Genomic DNA, 18,110 nt, shown 5'->3' with positions numbered 1-18,110 from the left:
GAGCAACTAGCCGAACCGAGGAAAAGCGGCGCAATGAATGCACTTGTCCATGAGACCATCACGCTGAGCAGGCGCATCCCCTTTCCCTGTGCCGAGGTCTGGGATGCCTATGCCGACCCCGCGCGCCGCTGCGTGTGGGGCGTACCGGCAGGGGAAGGCATCGAGTACGCCGCCGAGCACTTCCGCGAAGGCGGACGTGAGAGCTACCGCTGCGGCCCGCTGGGTTCCCTAGATTTCCTCGTCGAGGCGCAGTACCTCCGCGTGGTCGAGCAGCAGCTGATCGTCTATGCGGAAACCGTATGGACCAACGAGACACCGCTGTCCTCCGCACTGGTCTCCTGGATCTTGGAGCCGTTGGGCGGCGCGACGCAGGTGGCTGTCACCAGCCAGGTGACCTCTTTCGTCGGAGCGGGCATGATCGAGGGCAGCCGTTCCGGTCACCGCATCGTGCTGGCGCAGCTCGGCAGGTTCCTTGCCGACGCTGCCGCTGACGCTCCGGACCCGGGCGGCATGGAAGGACCCGGGGGCTACGGCGAGCGCTAGTTAGGATCAGAAACCCTGATCATGCCGTGCGCCCCCTTCTCGCCGTCCGACATGTAGTGCGTGACGAACGGGTAGTTCCCGGCCTCGGGCAGCGCCAGCTCCACGAATCCTCCCTGCGCGGGGGCCAAGGCCAGGGATTGGGAACCCCCGCCGGTTCGATCGCGGGCGTCCAGCTGGTAGGCGCCTTCGAAGTACACGGTGTCGAACTGGCCGCCGATCACGTGGAAGCTGCTGGGCCTGTTGGGGCCCGCGGCGAGTACCCAGATGCGGATGCGTTCACCGGTGGCAACCTGCAGCGGGTCGAAGGAGTATTGATTTGCATAGCCGTTGAACACCACCAGGTCGGGGTTCCCTCCTGCAGTCTTGTCCACGTCCACCGGTTGCCCTTCCGCGCCGAGGTAGTACTCGGACTGCACCATCACATACGACTTGTCCACCGCGGGCAGGTCCTCGGGTTCGATGATGACCGCTCCGTACATGCCGTTGGCGATGTGTGAGCTCATGGGTGCGGTGGCGCAGTGGTACATCCAGATCCCTGACTTGGTGGCGGTGAACGTATAGGTCAGTTCCTCGCCAGGGGCGATGGTTCGCATCGGTTTGTCCGGGGCCAGGGACCCGGCGTGGAAGTCGATGGAGTGGCCCATGGTGCCGTCGTTGTAGAGCGTGATTTCGAATTTGTCGCCGATCCGTCCGTGCAGGACCGGACCCGGGGCGGTGCCGTTGAAGGTCCACAGGTTCTGCGTGAACCCCGGCGACACTTCGGCCTGCAGCTCGTTGACCGTGAAGCGTTGCTTGTGCAGCGCCGGCTTGCCGGTGTCCGCAGGCAGTGGATCCAGTACCGGGTTGCGTGCGGTGAATCCGTCCGCGGGCTGGGCCTGCAGGTCGGGTCCCGCGGCCGCGGGCGGCTGGCCAGCATCCTGCAGGTGTCCGTGGGACGTCTCTGGTGCCGTGTCGCCGGGTGCGGCGGCGGCGCCGGTCACCACGATCCGCATCACCATGCCCATCTGCTTGTGCCCGACGATGGAGCACCAGCCCTCCATGTCTGCGGTGATGACCCCGGCGTCCACGGTGGCGCTCTGGCCCGGTGCCAGGCGCCCGGAGTCGCTCCCGTTGGCCAACACCAGGTCGTGGACCTGCGTGGCATCGGTGTTGGCCAATTCGATGACCAGCCGTGTTCCTGCTTCCACCTCGATGGTGGAGGGTGTGAACCGCATGTCCTTGGCGGTCATCTGCACGGTCTTGACCGGTGCGTTGGCAGGGTCGACCGGCTGCTGCGCGGTGGAAGCGGCCGGCGGGCGGATCCCGGCGGCCGCGGGATCCAGTGCTACGCCGACGGCGATCACCAGCACAACCGACATAAGACCTGCGGCCGCCTGGCCCAGGCGTTGGCCGGGCGGGCGGGCGCCTTCGGGTTCCACCGGGCCGCGCTCGCGGGCCCTCGGCTGGCCTGCGGATTCCGCGGCTTCTTTCTTGGCCAAGCGATGGGCCTTCAAGGCGGTGAAGAGCAAGGGGATGAAGCTGCCCATGGCGCCGAGGTAAAGCACCGAGCACAGCACACGCACCAGCGAGGAGATCGGCAGGGCGCAGGCCAGCAACGCTGCGTTGGCCATGCTCACCCGCCAGGCGGCTCCACGGTCGAAGGCCGTGGCCGCCGCGCGGACCGGGCGCGGCCCGCCGCCCAGCGCCACGGGCACCAGATAGGACAGCGCGCCCAGCAGGATCTGCGCGGCGAAGCCTGCGGCCAGGTACGGCACGATGGTGTCGAAGTGCCGGCCCATCTGCGTCCAGTCGCCGCTGGCAGCCAGGGCGTAGAGCGTCCACACCAGGGTGCCCGTCCACCAGCAGACCGCGGACAGGACCGACAAGGTGGCGAAGCTGCGCGGCGGCTTGGCCCTGGCGGCATGGATGAAAGGCGAGGCCGTCATTCCCAGCCCTGCCAGATAGCCGAGCACACCCAGGGCTGCCACCAGCAGCAGCCCCGCGGCCGCCCCGCCCGCGGCCACCAGCACCGAGGCTGCGAGTACCGGCAGCGCCCGGCGCAGGCGCACCGCGGCATGGGGGGCGATGCGGGTGCGCAGCATCGTGGGCCACAGCGTGATCAGGGTTCCGGCGACGGTCAGCCCGACCCAGCCCAGCAGGTTCACCAGTGCATGGGCCAAGGTCAGCCGCTCATGCAGCGGAGAAGCGAGCCCGGCGGAAATCCAGGTTCCCAGCCCGGCGCCGATCGGCAGGAAGCAGGCGGCGGCGATGTAGTAGCGCACGCTCGCGGCATAGGGCGAGGGCAGCGCGCCGCGCAGGCTGCGGTACAGCCAGGCTCCGTGCCATGCCGCGGCCACGGCGACCAGCAGCGCACCGGCCAGCGTCAACGGCCACAGTTCGGCAAGCACCCCGGCAACCACCACGGCGGCGCCGCCGTTCATCAGCCCCAGGCGCAGCGACTGCCGGCGGCGTTCCTGGACGGTCACCACGCGTTTGAGCAGCGCGGTGGCGAAGTACTGCGACCAGACCAGAATGGCGTGGGACAGCGCGCCGAGCAGCAGCAGGTGGATCAGCAGCCAGCGGGGCGCCGGCAGCTGGCGGTGGACCAGCGCGACGACAACCACCAGAATCAGCCACAGCGCCGTGGGCAGGTCGCGCAGAGGCCAGAAACCCCGGCCGGGGACCTTCGCTGCGGCGGGCCCGGTGCTCAACGGCAGGTTCATTTAACGGATTCCTTCCCGGAGGTAGGTGCGGACGTGAGCGCCAGCAACGCGCTGGCGAGGGCCACGAACACGAAAAGCAGCAGCGCGACGACGTTGAGAACACCACCGACCTGCCATGCCAGCTGCCCACCCAACCCGTTGCCGAGCCACAGGCGGATCACCAAGCCGGCATGCATGAGGATCACCGGCGGCCACATGGCCTGGCGGTAGGGAAGGTCGATGGCCAGTACGGCCGGCAGGATCGTGGGCGCATGGGCCATGATCATGGACATCACGAAGCCCAGGAAAACCGCGTGCACCGCAGTATCATAGGCGCCGGAGCCGGCCGGGTACCCCAGCATCCAGACGACGCCGGCAACCAGCAGCCAGAAGTAGCCGGCCAGCAGGCAGGCCGCCATGTAGCGCGGCGCGCCCTTCAACTTGACGGTGCGCCGCGCGACGTCGTTGACCGCCAGCCAGAGCACCAGTGCGCACAGCACCAGGCCGAAGAGCACGGTCCCGGCTTGGACGAACAGCGTGGACGCCGCGGCGGACATGAGCAGCGCAACGTTGAGGACCACCGCCAGGGCTTGCGAGCGCGAGGTCAACTGGATGCGGGCCAGCTCAACCCGTTCCCCGGCGATGGTCATCACCAGGAACGCGGCCAGCCACGGCAGCAGCAAGGAGATCTCCACTCCGCCGGCGTACAGCACGGTGGCGCCCAGCCCGGCGCAGGCGCCGAGCATCTGGATCAGCACCGCGTCGGCACGCTGCCTGCGCCACAACGGGTAGTAGGTGGCCAGCAGGGTGGCCATGCCCAGGATCAGCGTCGTTCCGGTCAGCGCCCGGGGCGCGGCGAACAGCTGGCTGCCACCGCCTAGCGCCAGCAGGACGGGCGCCGCGTAGCCCGCGGCCCGCCCCCAGGCCACCGCTCGCTCCAAGGCAATCAGCGCTCCGACAAACCCGAAGACCATGGCCAGCGAATGCGCCGGCCCCCACGCGGCAATCTGCACCGGGGCGGGTACATCCAGCAGGATCAGCGCCGCATCCAGCCCGGCCAGCAGGCACAGGCCAGCCGGGAGCATCAGGGCCAGGCGCCACCGTCCCCGGCGTTTGGGCCTGGACGGCGCAGCATAGGAGGCCGGGCTCATCGTTGCCCCTCGCGCTGTGGCGATAGTTCAAGGCGGCAGCCGTGCTCCAGCGCGAACGGCAGGATCCGGCTTCCTGCAGGATCCCGTCCGTGGGACTGCAAGATCCCCCGCACGATCCCCAGATGCACGTTGCAGATGACCTGCGGGTTCTCCCGGGCCGCGCTGAGCAGCGGGCAGGAGAGCAGCGACACGCTGTGGTCGGCTTCGAGGCGGGGCGCAAAACCGAGCGCAGCCAGCGAGTCGATAACGGCGCCACGGGCATCGCCTTCCAGGGCGGCTTCTGGCAGCGTTGCGCCCCAGCGCTGGCCGGCCTCGATGCCGGCCCGGGCCGGGTTGTCGCTGAGCAGCGCCACCTGGTCGGCCAGTACGTTGGCCAGCGCGGCGAACGGCGAGGGGGTTGGCGCCGCGGCCCGCCAGATCCAAGCTGGCCGCCCGCGGCCGGCGGCGGGCGCGGACTCCCGCTGCACGTACCCGTCGGCAAGCAGCGCGTCCAGATGGCTCCGGACAGTGTTCTCATGCAGGCCCATGAACTCGGCCACCTGAGGCAGGCTCAGGCCCTCGCTCCGCATTTCGACCAGCGACAGTATCCGCTCGCGGGTCGACGAGTGAACGCGCCCTCCTCCGCTGCGCCGGGGCGCTCCGCCATCCGGTCCTTTGCCCATGATTCCGCGCCTCCTTGGAGCCAGCTCTTTCCCGCCCCGCTATTTTCCACTAAGTTAAGTGTAATAAAATAAATCGAACCGCACCACGCGGACCGGCATGCGCCCCACGCGACGACGCCGGACCAGGGCAAGGGAGCAGATCATGACAGAACGCATCGAGATTTCCGGCAGCAGGGAAGAAGCCCTGAAGCAGCAGGCACCGGGCGGCTGCGCCTGCGGCGGGCATGACGAGGACCTCCCCCAGCTCGATGTCCAGGCGATCCCCCATGCGGTCCGCCACGCGGCCATCTTCGGCGCGCTGGATTCATTGCGGCCCGGCGCAGGCCTGGTGCTGTCGGCCACGCATAATCCGCTGCCGCTGCTGGCCCAGCTGCGGCAGCGCGATGCGACGGCCTTCGAGGTCAGCTACCTCGAAGAAGGCCCGCAGCGGTGGAAGCTCAAGTTCGTGCGCAGCTAGCCGGTCGAAACAGCGATGGCCCCGGCCTGCGCGAAACCCGTTGAGGTTTCGCGCAGGCCGGGGCCATCGCTCGTGAAGCGCAATCCTTGGGGCGCGTTATCCGACCTTCGCCGGATCCCAGGCGCTGGAGCGGGCGGAGTCGATGGTCGCCTGGCCCAGCACTCGGCTGCCCTGGTAGACGACCATGGTCTGGCCCGGGGCGACGCCGCGCATTCCTTCGGGCAGGTTGACCACCAGTTCGTCGCGGCCCTCGGCCGAGCGTTCCATGTGGGCCATCGCGGCGACCGGGTCGCCGTGGGCGCGCACCTGCACCATGCAGTCGAATTCGGCGCCGCTGGCCACTTCCCCGATGGGCAGTCCGGCCCAGGAGATGCGGATGCCGCGCAGCTGGTCCACGGCCAGCAGGGCCTCCGGGCCGACGATGACCTTGTTTTCCTTCGGGCGGATCTCCAGCACGAAGCGCGGCTTGCCGTCCGCAGCCGGGCGGCCCAGGCGCAGCCCCTTGCGCTGCCCGACGGTGAAGGCCTGGGCTCCGGCGTGCTCGCCGAGCTCGTTGCCCTCGTGGTCGACGATCGCGCCGGGCTTCATCTCGATGCGTTCGGCCAGCCAGCCGCGGGTGTCGCCGTCGGGGATGAAGCAGATGTCGTAGCTGTCCGGCTTGTTCGCCACGGTCAGGCCGCGGGCGGCCGCCTCGGCGCGCACCTCGGCCTTGGACGGGGTTTCGGCCAGCGGGAACATGCAGTGCTCCAGCTGCTCGTGGGTCAGCACACCCAGCACATAGGACTGGTCCTTGGCCCAGTCGGCGGCGCGGTGCAGTTCCGGATTGCCCTGCTCGTCGCGCAGCACCTTGGCGTAGTGGCCGGTGCAGACCGCGTCGAAGCCCAGGGCCAGCGCCTTTTCCAGCAGGGCGGCGAACTTGATCTTCTCATTGCAGCGCATGCACGGGTTCGGGGTGCGGCCTGCCTCGTACTCCGAAACGAAGTCGTCCACCACGTCCTCGGCGAAACGGTCGGAGAAATCCCACACGTAGAACGGGATGCCCAGCTTGTCGCAGGCGCGCCAGGCGTCGTTGGAGTCCTCCACCGTGCAGCAGCCGCGCGAGCCGGTGCGCAGGGTTCCGGGCATGCGCGAGAGGGCCAGGTGCACGCCGACCACGTCGTGGCCGGCCTCGACCGCACGGGCCGCGGCGACCGCCGAGTCCACGCCGCCGGACATTGCTGCTAGTACCTTCATCGCGTAAAACCCGTTCCTGCCGTGTGGATGCTGCTTTCATCGGCTGCCATTCCAGCCTTCCTTGCCCGCTCATAGGCCTGCGGCAAGGCTTCCAATAATGCGTCAACGTCTGCCCGGGTGGATCTATGCCCCAGTGTGAAACGTTGCACACTGCGCGCCGACCGGGCATCCCGGCCCATGGCCAGCAGCACATGGGAGGGCTGCGGGACCCCGGCTGTGCACGCCGATCCGGTGGAGGAGGCGATCCCCAGCATGTCCAGCACGAACAGCAGTGAATCCCCCTCGCATTCGGGGAAGGTGAAGTGCAGGTTCCCCGGTAGCCGGGCGCCCCGGTTCTCCGCGTCGCGCGGGCCGTTGAGCACCGCCTCGGGGACCAGCTGCGAAATCCGCTGCACCGCGTATTCGCGCAACCCGCTCAGCCGCGCGGCTTCCTCGGCGAGGTGCTCCGCGACTTCCGTGGCGGCCGCGGCGAAGCCTGCCGCCGCCGCCGCGTTCAGCGTTCCCGAACGCATTTTCCGTTCATGTCCTCCGCCATGCTGGACCGGCATCAGGGTCACGTCGCGGCGCACCAGCAGTCCGCCGATGCCCACCGGGCCGCCGATCTTGTGGGCGCTGATGGACATGGCCGCCAGCTTCGAGGCCGCGAAGTCGGTGGGCACCGCGCCGAAAGCCTGCACCGCGTCGCTGTGCGCGGGGATCCCGTACCCGGCCAGCAGGGCCGCGAATTCAGGGACCGGCTGCACGGTGCCGACCTCGTTGTTGGCCCACATGATGGTGCCCAGCGCGATGCGTTCGTGGTGCTCATCGAGCAGGGCGCGCACGCCGTCCAGGTCCAGCACGCCGTCGGCGTCCACCGGCATCCAGCACAGTTCGGCCTGCTCGTGCTCTGCCAGCCAGGTGACGGTGTCCAGCACCGCATGGTGCTCGATCCCGGATACCAGGATCATCCGCGCCGCGGGGTTGGAGTCCACGCGGTTCCAGAACAGGCCCTTGAGCGCCAAGTTGTCTGATTCGGTGCCGCCGGAGGTGAAGATCAGCTCGCTGGAATGCGCGCCGGCCGCGGCCGCGATCGCGATGCGCGCATCATCGACCACGCGGTTGGCGCGACGGCCAGCCGCATGCAGCGACGAGGGGTTGCCGGTGGCAGCGAACTGGGCGGTGATGGCGGCCAGCGCCGCCGGGGTCATGTCCGTGGTTGCCGCGTGGTCCAGGTATACGGCGGAAGTATTCATATCCCTTCCATGGTACGAGCTTCGCGCACCTAGTTTGAATGGCCGATCCGTGTGAATTGCCCGACCTCGATGGCTTCGAGGCCCGGATCCTTCAAGATCGCCTCGATCAGCGCGGAGGGCCCGCCGATCAGCGTGCAGTCATCATAGGGCTCGGTGGACAGCATCCACGAACGGTCCTCGGGGAACACCAGCGCGGGACGCTGGCGCTGCTCCCCCGCCGCAGTCTTCGCCCACAGCGGGTCGCTCAGGAACGCCGCGTCGGCCTGGAATAGGTGGTAGTTGCGGTAGCCGCCGCCCAGGTCCAGCGGACCGGGGGCCAGGTCCTGAACCGCGAAGGCCGGCTTCTGCGCCTCGGCGAGCGCGGCGGCATGGGCCGCGGCATTCTGCTCGTCGCTCAGCGCAGGATCCGGTTCCAGCTCGATCTGGATGCGCTCGCCGCCTTCAATGAAGGCATAGCCCGCCCAGAGGCCCAGCACGAAGTCCTGCTTCCCGCTGGCCTGGATCAGCTGCAGGGCCAGGTCCTTCCACTGGTTCGCCGGCAGCTCGTCCAGCGGCAGGTCGGTGTCGACCCAGGCGTCCTCGGCAACCGGGTTGCCCTGGGCATCCAGTCCGGCAACCGTTTCAAACGAATCGGCGGCGGTCAGCACGTGGTGGCGGCTGGCGGCCACGGTGGACCAGCGCACCTGCCGGTCCTCCTCGTCCAGCGCCGGATGCAGGATGCGGGCATAGCGTTCATAGCCGACCGGCACCTGGGCGGTGACCGTCAGCGGGTCGGCATCGGCGCAGGCGTCGATGATCCATTGGCCGTATTCAGCGGATACATGGGAAAACTGCATGTCCTAAGACTACCGAGCCGAACGCCTGCCACCACGGGTTTTGCCCGGTGCAGTGATATGAATGATGAAGTAGGTCCGAACCCGTCAGCCAGCCACTTCAAGGGAGCCGCCACCGATGTACTTGCCAGATCTGCTGGTCCCGGTTCACCAGTTCGCCCGCCGGAGCATCGATTTCTCGCGCCGGATCGCGGTGATGGCGGTGATTAACCGCACTCCGGATTCCTTCTACGACGCCGGGTCGACGTTCGGGCTGGACGAGGCGGTGGCGGCGGCGCTGCGCGCGGTGGAGGCCGGGGCGGACTGGGTGGACATCGGCGGGGTGCCGTTTTCCCCGGGACCGGAACTGCCCTGGCGGGAGGAGGCGGAGCGCGTGGTCCCGGTCATCCGCGAGGTGCGCCGCCACAGCGACGTGGTGATTTCCGCCGACACCTTCCACCCTCTGGTCGCGCAGGCGGCCATCGACGCCGGCACCGACGTCATCAACGACACCACCGGCCTGGCCTACCCCGAGCTGGCCAAGGTGGTGGCCGAGAACGACGTGCACCTGGTGCTGACCCATTCGCTGGCCAAGCCCCGCACCACCTACCCCCGCCCGCACTACGACGACGTGCTAGCCGAGGTGCGCCGCTACCTGCAGGACAAGGTTCAGCTGGCCAAGGACGTCGGCATCAAGGATTCGAAGCTCATCGTCGACCCCGGGCACGACCTGAACAAGAACACCCGCCATACTCTCGATCTGACCGCCGGTTTCCAGGCCATCGCCGAACTGGGCTACCCGGCTCTGGCGGCGGTGTCCAACAAGGACTTCATCGGGGAGACCCTGGACCTGCCGAAGTCCGAGCGCATGCTCGGTTCCATGGTCGCGGCCACGATGTGCGCCATGGGCGGGGCGCGGATCCTGCGGATGCACAACATCCCGGAATCCGTGCAGACCGTGCGTCTGATCGAAGCCGCCCAGGGCTGGCGCCAGCCGGTGCGGCAGATCCACAATATGGGAGACGTCAATCCCCCGGCGCATCCCGAACGCAAAGCCAGCGCCTAGAGCATCCGAGGAGATCCATGCGAGCCCTGCTGCCCCAGCCCATTGACCACGTCGACGACGAGTATCTGCTCTCCCGCTACGCCAGCACCCGGCGGCCGTTCGTCCGCTTCAACTTCGTCTCCAGCGTCGACGGCAGCGCGCAGCTCGGCGGGCTGTCGGCAGCGCTCGGCTCCGACGGGGACCAAAGGATCTTCAACCTCCTGCGCCGGCCGGCGCATGTGGTGCTGGTCGGCTCCGGCACGGTCCACGCCGAGGGGTACGCCGGCCCGCTGGTCTCCGACGCGGACCAGGCCTGGCGCACCGCCCGCGGGCTGGGCGCCCACCCGGTGCTCGCCATCGTGTCCTACCATCTGTCCATCGCCCCGGACGCCGAGGTGCTGACGTCCTCGCCCGGGCCGGTGCTGCTCTACACCTGCGAGCAGGTCACCGGGCAGCAGCGCGACAGCTATCCGGAGCATGTCCAGCTGGTCCAGGTCGCGGACAACGGCCAGGGCCCGGACCCGGCGCAGATCGTCGCCGACCTCGATTCGCGGGGCCTGCAGGCCATCCATGCCGAAGGCGGACCACACATCTTCGGGCAATTCGTCGCCGCCGGCCAGATCGATTCCCTGTGCGTGAGCTACTCCCCGGTCCTGGCCGCCGGCGCGGGGTCGCGCATCGCCCGCTCGCAGAGCGAGCAGCAGCGCAGCCTGACGCTGCATACCCTGCTGGAGGAAGACTCGATGCTGTTCGCGGAGTACCGCGCCGACCGCTAGCGCATCAGGTGCAGTGCGCCGGGAGCAACCCGCACGCTGAATGCTCCGCGGCCCAGCAGTTCACCGTCGGCGTAGCAGTCTTCCGAGGTCTCCACGCGGAATGCCTTCGCCCTGACGGCGACCCGGAACGGATGGTTTCTCCCGGCAAGTATCCGCGGTACATGCCTGAGCACCGGGGCGATCCGCTCGCCGCGCACCAGCGACAGGTCCGCCAGCCCGTCGTCGAATTCGGCCGAAGCGAACAACGTGATGCCGCCGCCCAGCGAACGGATATTGGCGATGCTCGCGGCCAACGCCGGTCCCCCGTACTCCAGCCCGCCGGTGTCGACCTCGGTGCAGAAGGCCTTGAGCTTCGGGATGCATAGCAGCAGCGCGGCGACATAGCGCAGCGAACCCAGCCGGCGCGGCAGCCGGTTGGCGCGGGCGTTGACCGTTGCCTCGAATCCCCAGGAGATCGCTCCGACAGTCAGCCGCACGATCTGCGGGGCCTCGTCGAATTCGACTTCCAACAGGTCGACCGGGTGCGCTGCAGCGCTCCCGGCGATGAATGCGGCGACCCGGTCCATCGACTGCGCCGGATTGGCGTCCCGGAGCATGCGCCAGGTGTCGTTGCCGCTGCCCGCCGGGATGATCCCGAGCGGAATCCCGGTTCGTGCCAAGACCTGCACCACGTGGTGGATCAGCCCGTCACCGCCCACGACCACCACTGCGTCCGCGGACTTCAGCTGCGCGGCGATCCGCGCCGTCGGCTGGGAGGAGACGTCGAGCAGGTGCGCCACGGTGCCCGCATCCGCCAGCCGTCCGGCCAACTGCCTGGCGCGGCGCCATCCCAGTCCCCTGCCCGAGGCGGGGTGGAAAACGATCTGAAGGCGCTCGAAGCGTTGCTGGGTGGCCATGCCTATAGACAATACTCAGCGAACGTACAGTTTCGAAAAGCATTGGCCACAGGTCTTTCGATACCATAGAGAGGGTCGGCGACAATGCGCCGCCCCGAAAGGAACTTGCCTGACTATGAGCTCGCCGAGCCCCCATGAAATCCTTGGCGTATCCCGCACGGCAAGCATGGAAGAAATCAAGGTTGCCTACCGCAGGGCTGCCCGTGCCACGCATCCGGACTTGGGCGGGAGCGAAGACGCCTTCAAGGAAGTCCAGCGCGCGTTCCAGCAACTCAGCGACCAGCAGTCCGATGACTCCTTCGAGCGCAGCTTCCAGGCGCCGGGCCAGGCGCCGCGGGCAGGCTTCAGCGCCCGCCAGTACGACGAGCGGCTGCGCACCACGCCGCAGCAGCCCAAGGCCCAGCTGCCCACCGAGTACGTTCCGCCGCTGGACGATGTCAACTTCACCACCCTGGACTCCAAGCGATCCGCGCAGCGGATGCACGGGGAACCGCGCAAGCGTGGACTGTTCAGTTCCCGTTCGAGGCTGCAACGCGAAGCCACGACCATCAGTCTGCTGAGCAGAAACGTGCTCAACGTGCTCCCGGCGGCACGCCTGGTCAACGGGCTGCGCTCCCCCAACGGCGGCCACTACGACCACGTGCTGACCGCCGGATACCGGATGGCAGTGATCAACACGATGACCCTGCCTGAGGGCTACTACGCCTTCGACGGCTCGGTGCTGCGGCACGGCAACAAGATGACCCAGCCCCCGGAAATCCAGATCTCAGGCATGCAGCGGGCCTTCATGCAGATGAACGTCGCCGCCTACACGCTGGTCCTGGCTTCCAACGGGAACCACCACGAACCGGTGATCGAGTACCACCGCAATGCCCAGCCTTCGCTCGCCAGCTCCGCCAACGTGCTCAATGCGGCGGGTCTGGTGCGCGAGCTCAAGCTGTTCCTCGGCTCCGGGCCCTCTCCGAATGTCGTGGACCGCGAAGTCCTCGCCCGGCTGATCGGCGGCATGTACTAGGCCGATGAATCGATCTGCGCTCGCACCCCTTAAACTGGAAGTGTGTTTCGTATCGTTTTCAATGCCCCAGAAATTCCCGGCAACTCGGGCAATGCCATCCGACTATCTGCCATCACCGGTGCAGAACTGCATCTGGTCAAACCCCTAGGATTCAACTTCGAGGACGCGAACCTGCGTCGCGCCGGCCTGGACTACCACGATCTGGCGTTCGTGACCGTGCACGAAAATCTCGAGGCCGCCTTCGAAGCTCTCGGGGAAGGCAGGGTCTTCGCCTACACCTCCGAAGGCCAGACCATCTACAGCGATATCAGCTACGAGCCGAGCGACATCCTGCTCTTCGGCAAGGAATCGGTGGGCCTGAGCGCCGAGGACAAGAAGCATCCCCGCGTCACCGACCTGGTCAAGCTTCCCATGCTCCCGGGCCGCCGCTCGCTGAATCTGGCTAATGCTGCGTCCATCGTGGCCTTCGAGGCGTGGCGCCAGCACGGCTTTGCCGGAGCATAAAGTACCAGCGAAGTACGGCCACGTATACAGGTTTACCCAATCTTTATAAAGTAGGCTCGATATGTGCCTGCGGATCAGCAGGTATTGAACTTTGACCACAACCCCGGGAGAAACCAAGACAATGAACGGTAGCCATTCCCAGCACCGCGACGAGCCCCAGGACGACGACCTGGGTCTAGACCTGGTTGACCAAGTGGCCAGCAGTTCACGCGCCGAGAGGAGCTCCAAGCCGAAGCGCTGGATCCTCGGTGTTGTCGGCGTCGTGATCGTTGCGGTTCTCGCTCTCGTGGTCTTCTCGCTGCTCAACGGCGGCCCCAAGGCGTCCAAGGCTGCGAAGGCCGACGACGCGGTGACGCAGACCATCCAGCTCAAGAACGGCGGCCAGGCCGTCCTCAGCTCCTCCGAATCGGAAGACGCCATCGGCGTGGAACTGACCAGCCTGCCGGGTCTTGCCGACGGCCAGCAGTATGTCGTGTGGGCCGTCCATGAGGAAACCGGTGTTTCCGTTGTCGCCTCGTCCACCGGAGACGACGTCGATGCGGGATTGACCCCGGCCAGCGATGTCCTGGCCATCCACATCACCGTCGAAGGATCCGCGATTCCTTCGGCTCCGTCGGAGGACACCGAGGCTTCGGTGGACCTGCCGCTGGATCCGGCCGCCTCCGAGGTTCCGGACGCCCAGGACAACGGCGCCGGCGGCGCCAACGCCCCGGGCGCGGACGACTAGACGCCGTCCAAGACCGCAAAACGCGAGGCGCGTTCCCTTTCGGGAACGCGCCTCGCGTTTTGTGCTGTGATATTCTCCGGCGCTAGAAGCCCGAAATCGTGTCGTCCGCGTTCACGGCGACCAGGTGGAAGGATTCGGCCAGCGCTTCGGCTGGCAGCCCCCCGCGTTCGGCATTCGTCCGGCACTGGTGCTCCACGAAGCGTTCCATGGAGGCGACGTCGGGGTGCTGGGTGAAATGAGCCCGCAGCGCATCCATCTTCTGCTCGAAGAACTTCGTGATGTCCACGAAACCGTTTTCCCTCTCGCGCGGAGCCCCGTAGAGCCACAGCCAAGGCACCTTGTACGCGTTCAGGCCCTCGTCGCTCACCAGTTCCGGGTAGGCGAAGGGGTTCTCCACAGCCGGGTAGATCGCCCGGGTGACCGCTTCGCCGCAGGCCAGGTGATCCGGATGCGAGCGCTGGATGCGGTCCCAGTTGCGTTCGGGGTGCATGGCCATCACGATGGTGGGGCGCACCTGGCGGATCAGGCGCACCACCTTGCGGATGACCTCATGGGTGGGCTCCAGAAAGCCGTCGCGCTCACCGAGGAAGTGCACGGTGCTCACGCCGACCTTCGAGGCTGCCACGGTCTGCTCCAGGTGGCGCAGGCGCGCGGTCTCCTGCGGGTCGCGTTCGTCGAATCCGCCAGCGTCCCCGTCGGTCATGATGCAGTACTGCACCTCGACACCGGCCGCAGTGAGCGCGGCGATGGTTCCGGCCGCACCGAAGTCCAGGTCGTCCGGGTGGGCGGCGAAGGCCAGAACCCGTTCGGTTTGGGCAGTGATGAATTGGGTTGTATCGATCATGCTCGGCGGCGCCTGATCTCCGCGGCGGCCTGCGGCAGCACCTTGGCCAGATCCCCGACGATCCCCAGATCCGCGATGTCGAAGACCGGCGCGTCGACGTCCTTGTTCACTGCGATGATGTACTTGCTAGTCTGCATTCCGGCCTTCTGCTGGATCGCCCCGGAGATTCCGGCAGAGATATACAGCTGCGGCGACACGGTGACGCCCGTCTGGCCCACCTGCGCGTCATGGGAAATCCACCCGGCGTCGGTCGCGGCGCGCGAAGCGCCGATGGCGGCGCCCAGCGCGTCGGCAAGGTCTTCCAGGGGACCGAAGTCGCCGTCGACGCCGCGCCCGCCGGCAACCACCACGCGGGCTTCGCTCAGCGACGGACGTTCCGAGGCGACCTTCTCCTCCACGGCCACGATGCTCACCTTCGGCGCTGCCGCGTCGCCGAGGACCAGATCCGTGACCTGCACGGTGCCTGCGGAGCCTGCCGGTGCGTCCTCAATGCTGTTGGGCTTGACGGCGGCGATCAGCACGCCGGTGGTGGACTTCGCGCTGGCGGTGTAGCTTCCGGCGAGCTCATCCTTGGTGGCGATCAGTTCGGCGGATACGTCGATCACGTCGGTGACGATGGCGGCATTGCGGCGTACCGCGATGCGTGCGCCGAGTTCGCGGCTGAAGCTGTCGTTGCCCAGCAGCACCAGGTCCGCATCGGTGTGCTGCAGTGCGGCATCCAGCACTGCCAGCTCATGCTCGCCGAATCCCCGCCCCGGATTGGCCGCCTGCAAGGCGGTGCCGATGCCGTAGCCCGCGATGGCCTCGCGGGCCTCGGCGGAAATCTCGGTGGCGGCGGCCACCACAGCGGTCCCGAAGCGCGAGGCCAAGGTCAGCAGCTCGCGCTGCGCCTTGCCGGGTGCGGCGCTGAGGTCGGTGAAAAATACAAGTGCAGAAGACATGTTCAATAGGTCCTTAGATCAGCTTCTGTGCGGCCAGGAAGTCGACCAGGGCAATGCCTGCGTCGCCGCTGTCATGGATGATGGTGCCGGCTGGCCGGGCAGGGCGCTGCTCGGCGGCCAGCACCGAGGTGGTGGAGCCCTCAGCCCCGACTTCCTGCGCAGCCAGGCCGATACCGGCCAAATCGACTTCCTCGATGCTTTTCTTCTTCGCGGCCATGATGCCCTTGAAGTTCGGGTAGCGCGGGTCGTTGGCCTGATCGGTAACCGACAGTACGGCAGGAAGGCCTGCCTTGAGGGTCACACGCTGATTCAGGTGCTCGCGGTCGACGGTCAGCTCGCGGGCCGAGGCATCGAAGGCCACCGAGGCGGCATGGGTCAGCTGGGCGAAGCCGAGCAGTTCGGCGAGCTGCGCCGGAACCACCGAGGTTTCGGCGTCGGTGGATGCCATGCCGGTGACCACGAGATCCACATTGGGCACGTGGCGCACCAATGCCGCCAGGGCTTTGGAGGTAGCCACGGCGTCCGAACCGGCGAGCGCTGCGTCATTCAGGTGGAGCCCCGAGGAGGCGCCCATCTGCAGCGCCTTCTTGACCGAATTCACCGAGCTGCCTGCTCCCATGGTCGCCGCGATGACCTGGTGACCCGCCGCGAACCCTCCGTTGTCCTCTACGAGGGCCAGCGCCGCCTCGACGGCGTACTCGTCCAGTTCCGAAAGAACCGACTCGGACCGGTCCAGCCGCAGGGATTCCTGGTCGATATGCCGGTCAAACTGGACATCTGGGACATGTTTGACCAAGACCACGATGGTCAGTGGCGTAGTGCTCGCGTCGCTCATTCGCGCCTTCCTCGAAGTATAAGGAATCCGGCCGCGCAGGGCATCTGGCGCCGGAAGTTTTCATCTGCCTCTATCGTATCCACCAACGGTCACCCCGTTGCCGTTTATCGCTCAGAGAACAACACGTGACGCGGTTGGTTAATCACCAGACCGCGTCACGTGTCTCACAATGACAATATGACGACTCTTGGAGTCATATTTAGTTGCTGCTCAACGAACCCACAGTGGCCGTTGCGGTATTCTCCTGCCCGTTGCGCAGGTACGTGATCTTCGCTTCGCCACCGGCCGGCACCTCGCGGACCGCTGCCGTGACGGTCTGCGAGTCGCGGACCGCTCGGCCGTTGACCGAGGTGATCACGTCCCCGGACTTCAGCCCGGCCTTGTCCGCAGCCGAACCCTTGGTGACATCGACGATGGTCGCGCCTACCGAAAAGGAGGTGGTCGCGGCGCCGGATGAATCCTTGGCTCCTGCCGTAGCCTGGACGGTGGCCCCCAGCAAACCGTGGGTGGCGGTGCCGTTGGCGATCAGGTCGTTCGCGATGCGCTTGGCGTAATCGATCGGGATGGCGAAGCCCACGCCGATGGAACCGGAGTCCTCGGTGCCGCCGGCCGAGGCGATGGCGACATTGACGCCGATGATTTCGCCCTTGGAGTTGACCAGCGCACCACCCGAGTTGCCGTGGTTGATGGCCGCGTCGGTCTGGATGACGTTGACGTAGATGGTGCCGGCCGAGCGCTGCTGCTGTTCTTCGCCGGGGAACTGGAAGTTGAATTGGCTTCCGTTGTCGCCGTTGCTTTCAGGCGCGGTGTTCTCAGGCACTGCCGAGGATGCGATGGAAATCGTGCGGTTCAGTGTCGAGATGATGCCGTCGGTCACCGTGCCGCTCAATCCCAGAGGTGCGCCGATGGCCACCGAGGTGTCGCCGACGTTCAGGTCCGCGGAACTACCGAGGGTTGCCGGTACCAGGTTGCTGGCATCGATCTTGATCACGGCCAGATCCGACATCGGGTCGGTGCCGACGACCTTCGCGCTGTAGACCTGTCCGTCATTGGTCTGCACCGAAATGTCGGGGTCAGCCACCTTGCCGCCCAGCGTCACCACGTGGGTGTTCGTGAGGATGTGGCCTTCATTGTCCAGGATGATGCCCGAACCCGATCCGCTGGAACCGCCACCGGAAACTTCGATGGTCACCACGCTGGGGCTGGCCTTGGCGGCTGCCGCAGTGACTTCGGTGACGGAGTTGGGATTGTTGATCACGACCCCCGCCTGCGGGGCTGGGGTGGTGGTGCCGTTGCCGCTTCCCGTGTCCGAGAGGAAGTAGGTCGTTCCCGCAGCGGCCAGGCCGCCGACCAGGGCCGCGGCGACCATGCCGGAAACCAGGGTGGTGCCGGCGAAGGTCTTCTTGCCCGATGGCTTGCGTTCAGGCGGCACCGGGTAGTTCACGTGCTGCGAGTCCGAGGCGGAGTACCCCGAACCATAGGCGGCGCTCGACGTGTTCTCCGAGGCATTCGAGTAGTTGTATGAGCTTCCTGCCCCGGCGTGCTGGTACTCCGAAGTTGCGTCCTCGCTGTGGTTGGAGCGCGGGTAGGCGGCGGTCGGCTGATCGGTGCCCTGGGGGTTCTGGCCGACCCGGGGAAGGTTGACTGTCGGCTCAGACGATGCCGGCACATTGACATCGGGATTGCTTCCCGAGTGTGCAGAGCCACCAGCAGTGTTGTCGCGTGGCTCGTTCGGGTTCTGGCTCATTGTTCCGTC

The 18,110-nt window shown here is 67.2% G+C and carries 18 protein-coding genes; 7 read left to right on the top strand and 11 right to left on the bottom strand.

Features of this window, described 5'->3' with window-relative positions; all coding sequences use genetic code 11:
• The first annotated feature begins 33 nt into the window (after window positions 1-33).
• Window positions 34-543: an SRPBCC domain-containing protein gene (locus ATC04_RS07160; RefSeq protein WP_052772410.1), complete on the top strand. Its 510-nt coding sequence runs from the start codon at window positions 34-36 to the stop codon at window positions 541-543.
• Here ATC04_RS07160 and ATC04_RS07155 read toward each other — a convergent pair.
• From ATC04_RS07155 to ATC04_RS07145, 3 genes are read right to left on the bottom strand one after another with little or no spacing between them, the layout of a single operon-like run.
• On the bottom strand, window positions 540-3,245 hold the full coding sequence (locus ATC04_RS07155; protein ID WP_047119519.1) for a multicopper oxidase domain-containing protein: 2,706 nt from the start codon (window positions 3,243-3,245) through the stop codon (window positions 540-542). The genes ATC04_RS07160 and ATC04_RS07155 overlap by 4 nt on opposite strands.
• On the bottom strand, window positions 3,242-4,375 hold the full coding sequence (locus ATC04_RS07150) for a hypothetical protein (RefSeq protein WP_052772411.1): 1,134 nt from the start codon (window positions 4,373-4,375) through the stop codon (window positions 3,242-3,244). Before ATC04_RS07150 ends, ATC04_RS07155 begins: the two co-directional genes overlap by 4 nt.
• Complete coding sequence (locus ATC04_RS07145) at window positions 4,372-5,037, bottom strand: helix-turn-helix domain-containing protein (RefSeq protein ID WP_052772412.1); 666 nt, start codon at window positions 5,035-5,037, stop codon at window positions 4,372-4,374. Before ATC04_RS07145 ends, ATC04_RS07150 begins: the two co-directional genes overlap by 4 nt.
• A 142-nt stretch (window positions 5,038-5,179) precedes the next feature.
• Between ATC04_RS07145 and ATC04_RS07140 the strand changes: the two genes are divergently transcribed.
• Window positions 5,180-5,494 carry a DUF2249 domain-containing protein gene (locus tag ATC04_RS07140; RefSeq protein WP_082123926.1) on the top strand — a complete coding sequence of 105 codons (315 nt, stop codon included), beginning with the start codon at window positions 5,180-5,182 and terminating at the stop codon, window positions 5,492-5,494.
• A 96-nt stretch (window positions 5,495-5,590) separates the two neighbouring features.
• Here ATC04_RS07140 and mnmA read toward each other — a convergent pair whose 3' ends face one another.
• Genes mnmA through ATC04_RS07125 form a run of 3 tightly spaced genes read right to left on the bottom strand, consistent with a single transcriptional unit; the run spans window position 5,591 to window position 8,795 of the window.
• The gene (mnmA, locus tag ATC04_RS07135; RefSeq protein WP_047119521.1) at window positions 5,591-6,727 is read right to left on the bottom strand and encodes a tRNA 2-thiouridine(34) synthase MnmA; all 1,137 of its coding nucleotides are present in this window, start codon (window positions 6,725-6,727) and stop codon (window positions 5,591-5,593) included.
• Window positions 6,724-7,959: a cysteine desulfurase family protein gene (locus ATC04_RS07130; RefSeq protein ID WP_047119522.1), complete on the bottom strand. Its 1,236-nt coding sequence runs from the start codon at window positions 7,957-7,959 to the stop codon at window positions 6,724-6,726. Before ATC04_RS07130 ends, mnmA begins: the two co-directional genes overlap by 4 nt.
• Window positions 7,960-7,988: 29 nt before the next feature.
• Window positions 7,989-8,795, bottom strand: a complete 807-nt coding sequence (locus ATC04_RS07125; protein ID WP_047119523.1) for a hypothetical protein — start codon at window positions 8,793-8,795, stop codon at window positions 7,989-7,991.
• 115 nt (window positions 8,796-8,910) lie between these two features.
• On the opposite strand from ATC04_RS07125, the gene folP reads away from it, so the two are divergent.
• Window positions 8,911-9,837: a dihydropteroate synthase gene (gene folP, locus ATC04_RS07120; protein WP_047119524.1), complete on the top strand. Its 927-nt coding sequence runs from the start codon at window positions 8,911-8,913 to the stop codon at window positions 9,835-9,837.
• Between the two features lie 17 nt (window positions 9,838-9,854).
• A complete protein-coding gene (locus ATC04_RS07115; RefSeq protein WP_052772413.1) occupies window positions 9,855-10,592 on the top strand; it encodes a dihydrofolate reductase family protein in 738 nt (245 codons plus the stop codon).
• Here ATC04_RS07115 and ATC04_RS07110 read toward each other — a convergent pair.
• The gene (locus tag ATC04_RS07110; RefSeq protein ID WP_047119525.1) at window positions 10,589-11,488 is read right to left on the bottom strand and encodes a diacylglycerol kinase family protein; all 900 of its coding nucleotides are present in this window, start codon (window positions 11,486-11,488) and stop codon (window positions 10,589-10,591) included. The genes ATC04_RS07115 and ATC04_RS07110 overlap by 4 nt on opposite strands.
• 115 nt (window positions 11,489-11,603) lie before the next feature.
• Between ATC04_RS07110 and ATC04_RS07105 the strand changes: the two genes are divergently transcribed.
• The 3 genes from ATC04_RS07105 (at window position 11,604) to ATC04_RS07095 (ending at window position 13,734) form a co-directional block, all read left to right on the top strand.
• Window positions 11,604-12,503 carry a J domain-containing protein gene (locus ATC04_RS07105; RefSeq protein ID WP_160309085.1) on the top strand — a complete coding sequence of 300 codons (900 nt, stop codon included), beginning with the start codon at window positions 11,604-11,606 and terminating at the stop codon, window positions 12,501-12,503.
• A 42-nt stretch (window positions 12,504-12,545) separates the two neighbouring features.
• The gene (locus ATC04_RS07100; RefSeq protein ID WP_047119526.1) at window positions 12,546-13,007 is read left to right on the top strand and encodes a tRNA (cytidine(34)-2'-O)-methyltransferase; all 462 of its coding nucleotides are present in this window, start codon (window positions 12,546-12,548) and stop codon (window positions 13,005-13,007) included.
• A gap of 121 nt (window positions 13,008-13,128) precedes the next feature.
• Window positions 13,129-13,734, top strand: coding sequence for an anti-sigma factor (locus tag ATC04_RS07095; RefSeq protein WP_047119527.1), 606 nt, complete (start codon window positions 13,129-13,131; stop codon window positions 13,732-13,734).
• 82 nt (window positions 13,735-13,816) lie between these two features.
• On the opposite strand, the gene ATC04_RS07090 is transcribed toward ATC04_RS07095, so the two are convergent.
• From ATC04_RS07090 to ATC04_RS07075, 4 genes are all read right to left on the bottom strand, one after another.
• Window positions 13,817-14,578, bottom strand: coding sequence for a PIG-L deacetylase family protein (locus ATC04_RS07090; RefSeq protein ID WP_047119528.1), 762 nt, complete (start codon window positions 14,576-14,578; stop codon window positions 13,817-13,819).
• A complete protein-coding gene (locus ATC04_RS07085; RefSeq protein ID WP_047119529.1) occupies window positions 14,575-15,519 on the bottom strand; it encodes an electron transfer flavoprotein subunit alpha/FixB family protein in 945 nt (314 codons plus the stop codon). Before ATC04_RS07085 ends, ATC04_RS07090 begins: the two co-directional genes overlap by 4 nt.
• A gap of 13 nt (window positions 15,520-15,532) precedes the next feature.
• On the bottom strand, window positions 15,533-16,354 hold the full coding sequence (locus ATC04_RS07080; protein ID WP_113606484.1) for an electron transfer flavoprotein subunit beta/FixA family protein: 822 nt from the start codon (window positions 16,352-16,354) through the stop codon (window positions 15,533-15,535).
• 199 nt (window positions 16,355-16,553) lie between these two features.
• A complete protein-coding gene (locus tag ATC04_RS07075) occupies window positions 16,554-18,101 on the bottom strand; it encodes a trypsin-like peptidase domain-containing protein (protein ID WP_047119530.1) in 1,548 nt (515 codons plus the stop codon).
• Window positions 18,102-18,110: the final 9 nt, after the last annotated feature.

It is taken from the genome of Arthrobacter sp. YC-RL1 (assembly GCF_001454985.1).
GTDB classification, from domain to species: domain Bacteria; phylum Actinomycetota; class Actinomycetes; order Actinomycetales; family Micrococcaceae; genus Glutamicibacter; species Glutamicibacter soli.
The sequence above is the reverse complement of the archived record's forward strand: the minus strand, read 5'-3'. Positions and strand labels throughout refer to the sequence as shown.

What these genes read in the sequence shown, in the direction of transcription:
- ATC04_RS07125 (WP_047119523.1), bottom strand. Translation starts at nt 8,795, where the DNA reads ATGCAGTTTTCCCATGTATCCGCTGAATACGGCCAATGGATCATCGAC.
- ATC04_RS07155 (WP_047119519.1), bottom strand. Translation starts at nt 3,245, where the DNA reads ATGAACCTGCCGTTGAGCACCGGGCCCGCCGCAGCGAAGGTCCCCGGC.
- ATC04_RS07160 (WP_052772410.1), top strand. Translation starts at nt 34, where the DNA reads ATGAATGCACTTGTCCATGAGACCATCACGCTGAGCAGGCGCATCCCC.
- ATC04_RS07130 (WP_047119522.1), bottom strand. Translation starts at nt 7,959, where the DNA reads ATGAATACTTCCGCCGTATACCTGGACCACGCGGCAACCACGGACATG.
- ATC04_RS07145 (WP_052772412.1), bottom strand. Translation starts at nt 5,037, where the DNA reads ATGGGCAAAGGACCGGATGGCGGAGCGCCCCGGCGCAGCGGAGGAGGG.
- ATC04_RS07075 (WP_047119530.1), bottom strand. Translation starts at nt 18,101, where the DNA reads ATGAGCCAGAACCCGAACGAGCCACGCGACAACACTGCTGGTGGCTCT.
- ATC04_RS07110 (WP_047119525.1), bottom strand. Translation starts at nt 11,488, where the DNA reads ATGGCCACCCAGCAACGCTTCGAGCGCCTTCAGATCGTTTTCCACCCC.
- ATC04_RS07080 (WP_113606484.1), bottom strand. Translation starts at nt 16,354, where the DNA reads ATGAGCGACGCGAGCACTACGCCACTGACCATCGTGGTCTTGGTCAAA.
- ATC04_RS07105 (WP_160309085.1), top strand. Translation starts at nt 11,604, where the DNA reads ATGAGCTCGCCGAGCCCCCATGAAATCCTTGGCGTATCCCGCACGGCA.
- folP (WP_047119524.1), top strand. Translation starts at nt 8,911, where the DNA reads ATGTACTTGCCAGATCTGCTGGTCCCGGTTCACCAGTTCGCCCGCCGG.
- ATC04_RS07115 (WP_052772413.1), top strand. Translation starts at nt 9,855, where the DNA reads ATGCGAGCCCTGCTGCCCCAGCCCATTGACCACGTCGACGACGAGTAT.
- ATC04_RS07090 (WP_047119528.1), bottom strand. Translation starts at nt 14,578, where the DNA reads ATGATCGATACAACCCAATTCATCACTGCCCAAACCGAACGGGTTCTG.
- ATC04_RS07150 (WP_052772411.1), bottom strand. Translation starts at nt 4,375, where the DNA reads ATGAGCCCGGCCTCCTATGCTGCGCCGTCCAGGCCCAAACGCCGGGGA.
- ATC04_RS07095 (WP_047119527.1), top strand. Translation starts at nt 13,129, where the DNA reads ATGAACGGTAGCCATTCCCAGCACCGCGACGAGCCCCAGGACGACGAC.
- mnmA (WP_047119521.1), bottom strand. Translation starts at nt 6,727, where the DNA reads ATGAAGGTACTAGCAGCAATGTCCGGCGGCGTGGACTCGGCGGTCGCC.
- ATC04_RS07085 (WP_047119529.1), bottom strand. Translation starts at nt 15,519, where the DNA reads ATGTCTTCTGCACTTGTATTTTTCACCGACCTCAGCGCCGCACCCGGC.
- ATC04_RS07140 (WP_082123926.1), top strand. Translation starts at nt 5,180, where the DNA reads ATGACAGAACGCATCGAGATTTCCGGCAGCAGGGAAGAAGCCCTGAAG.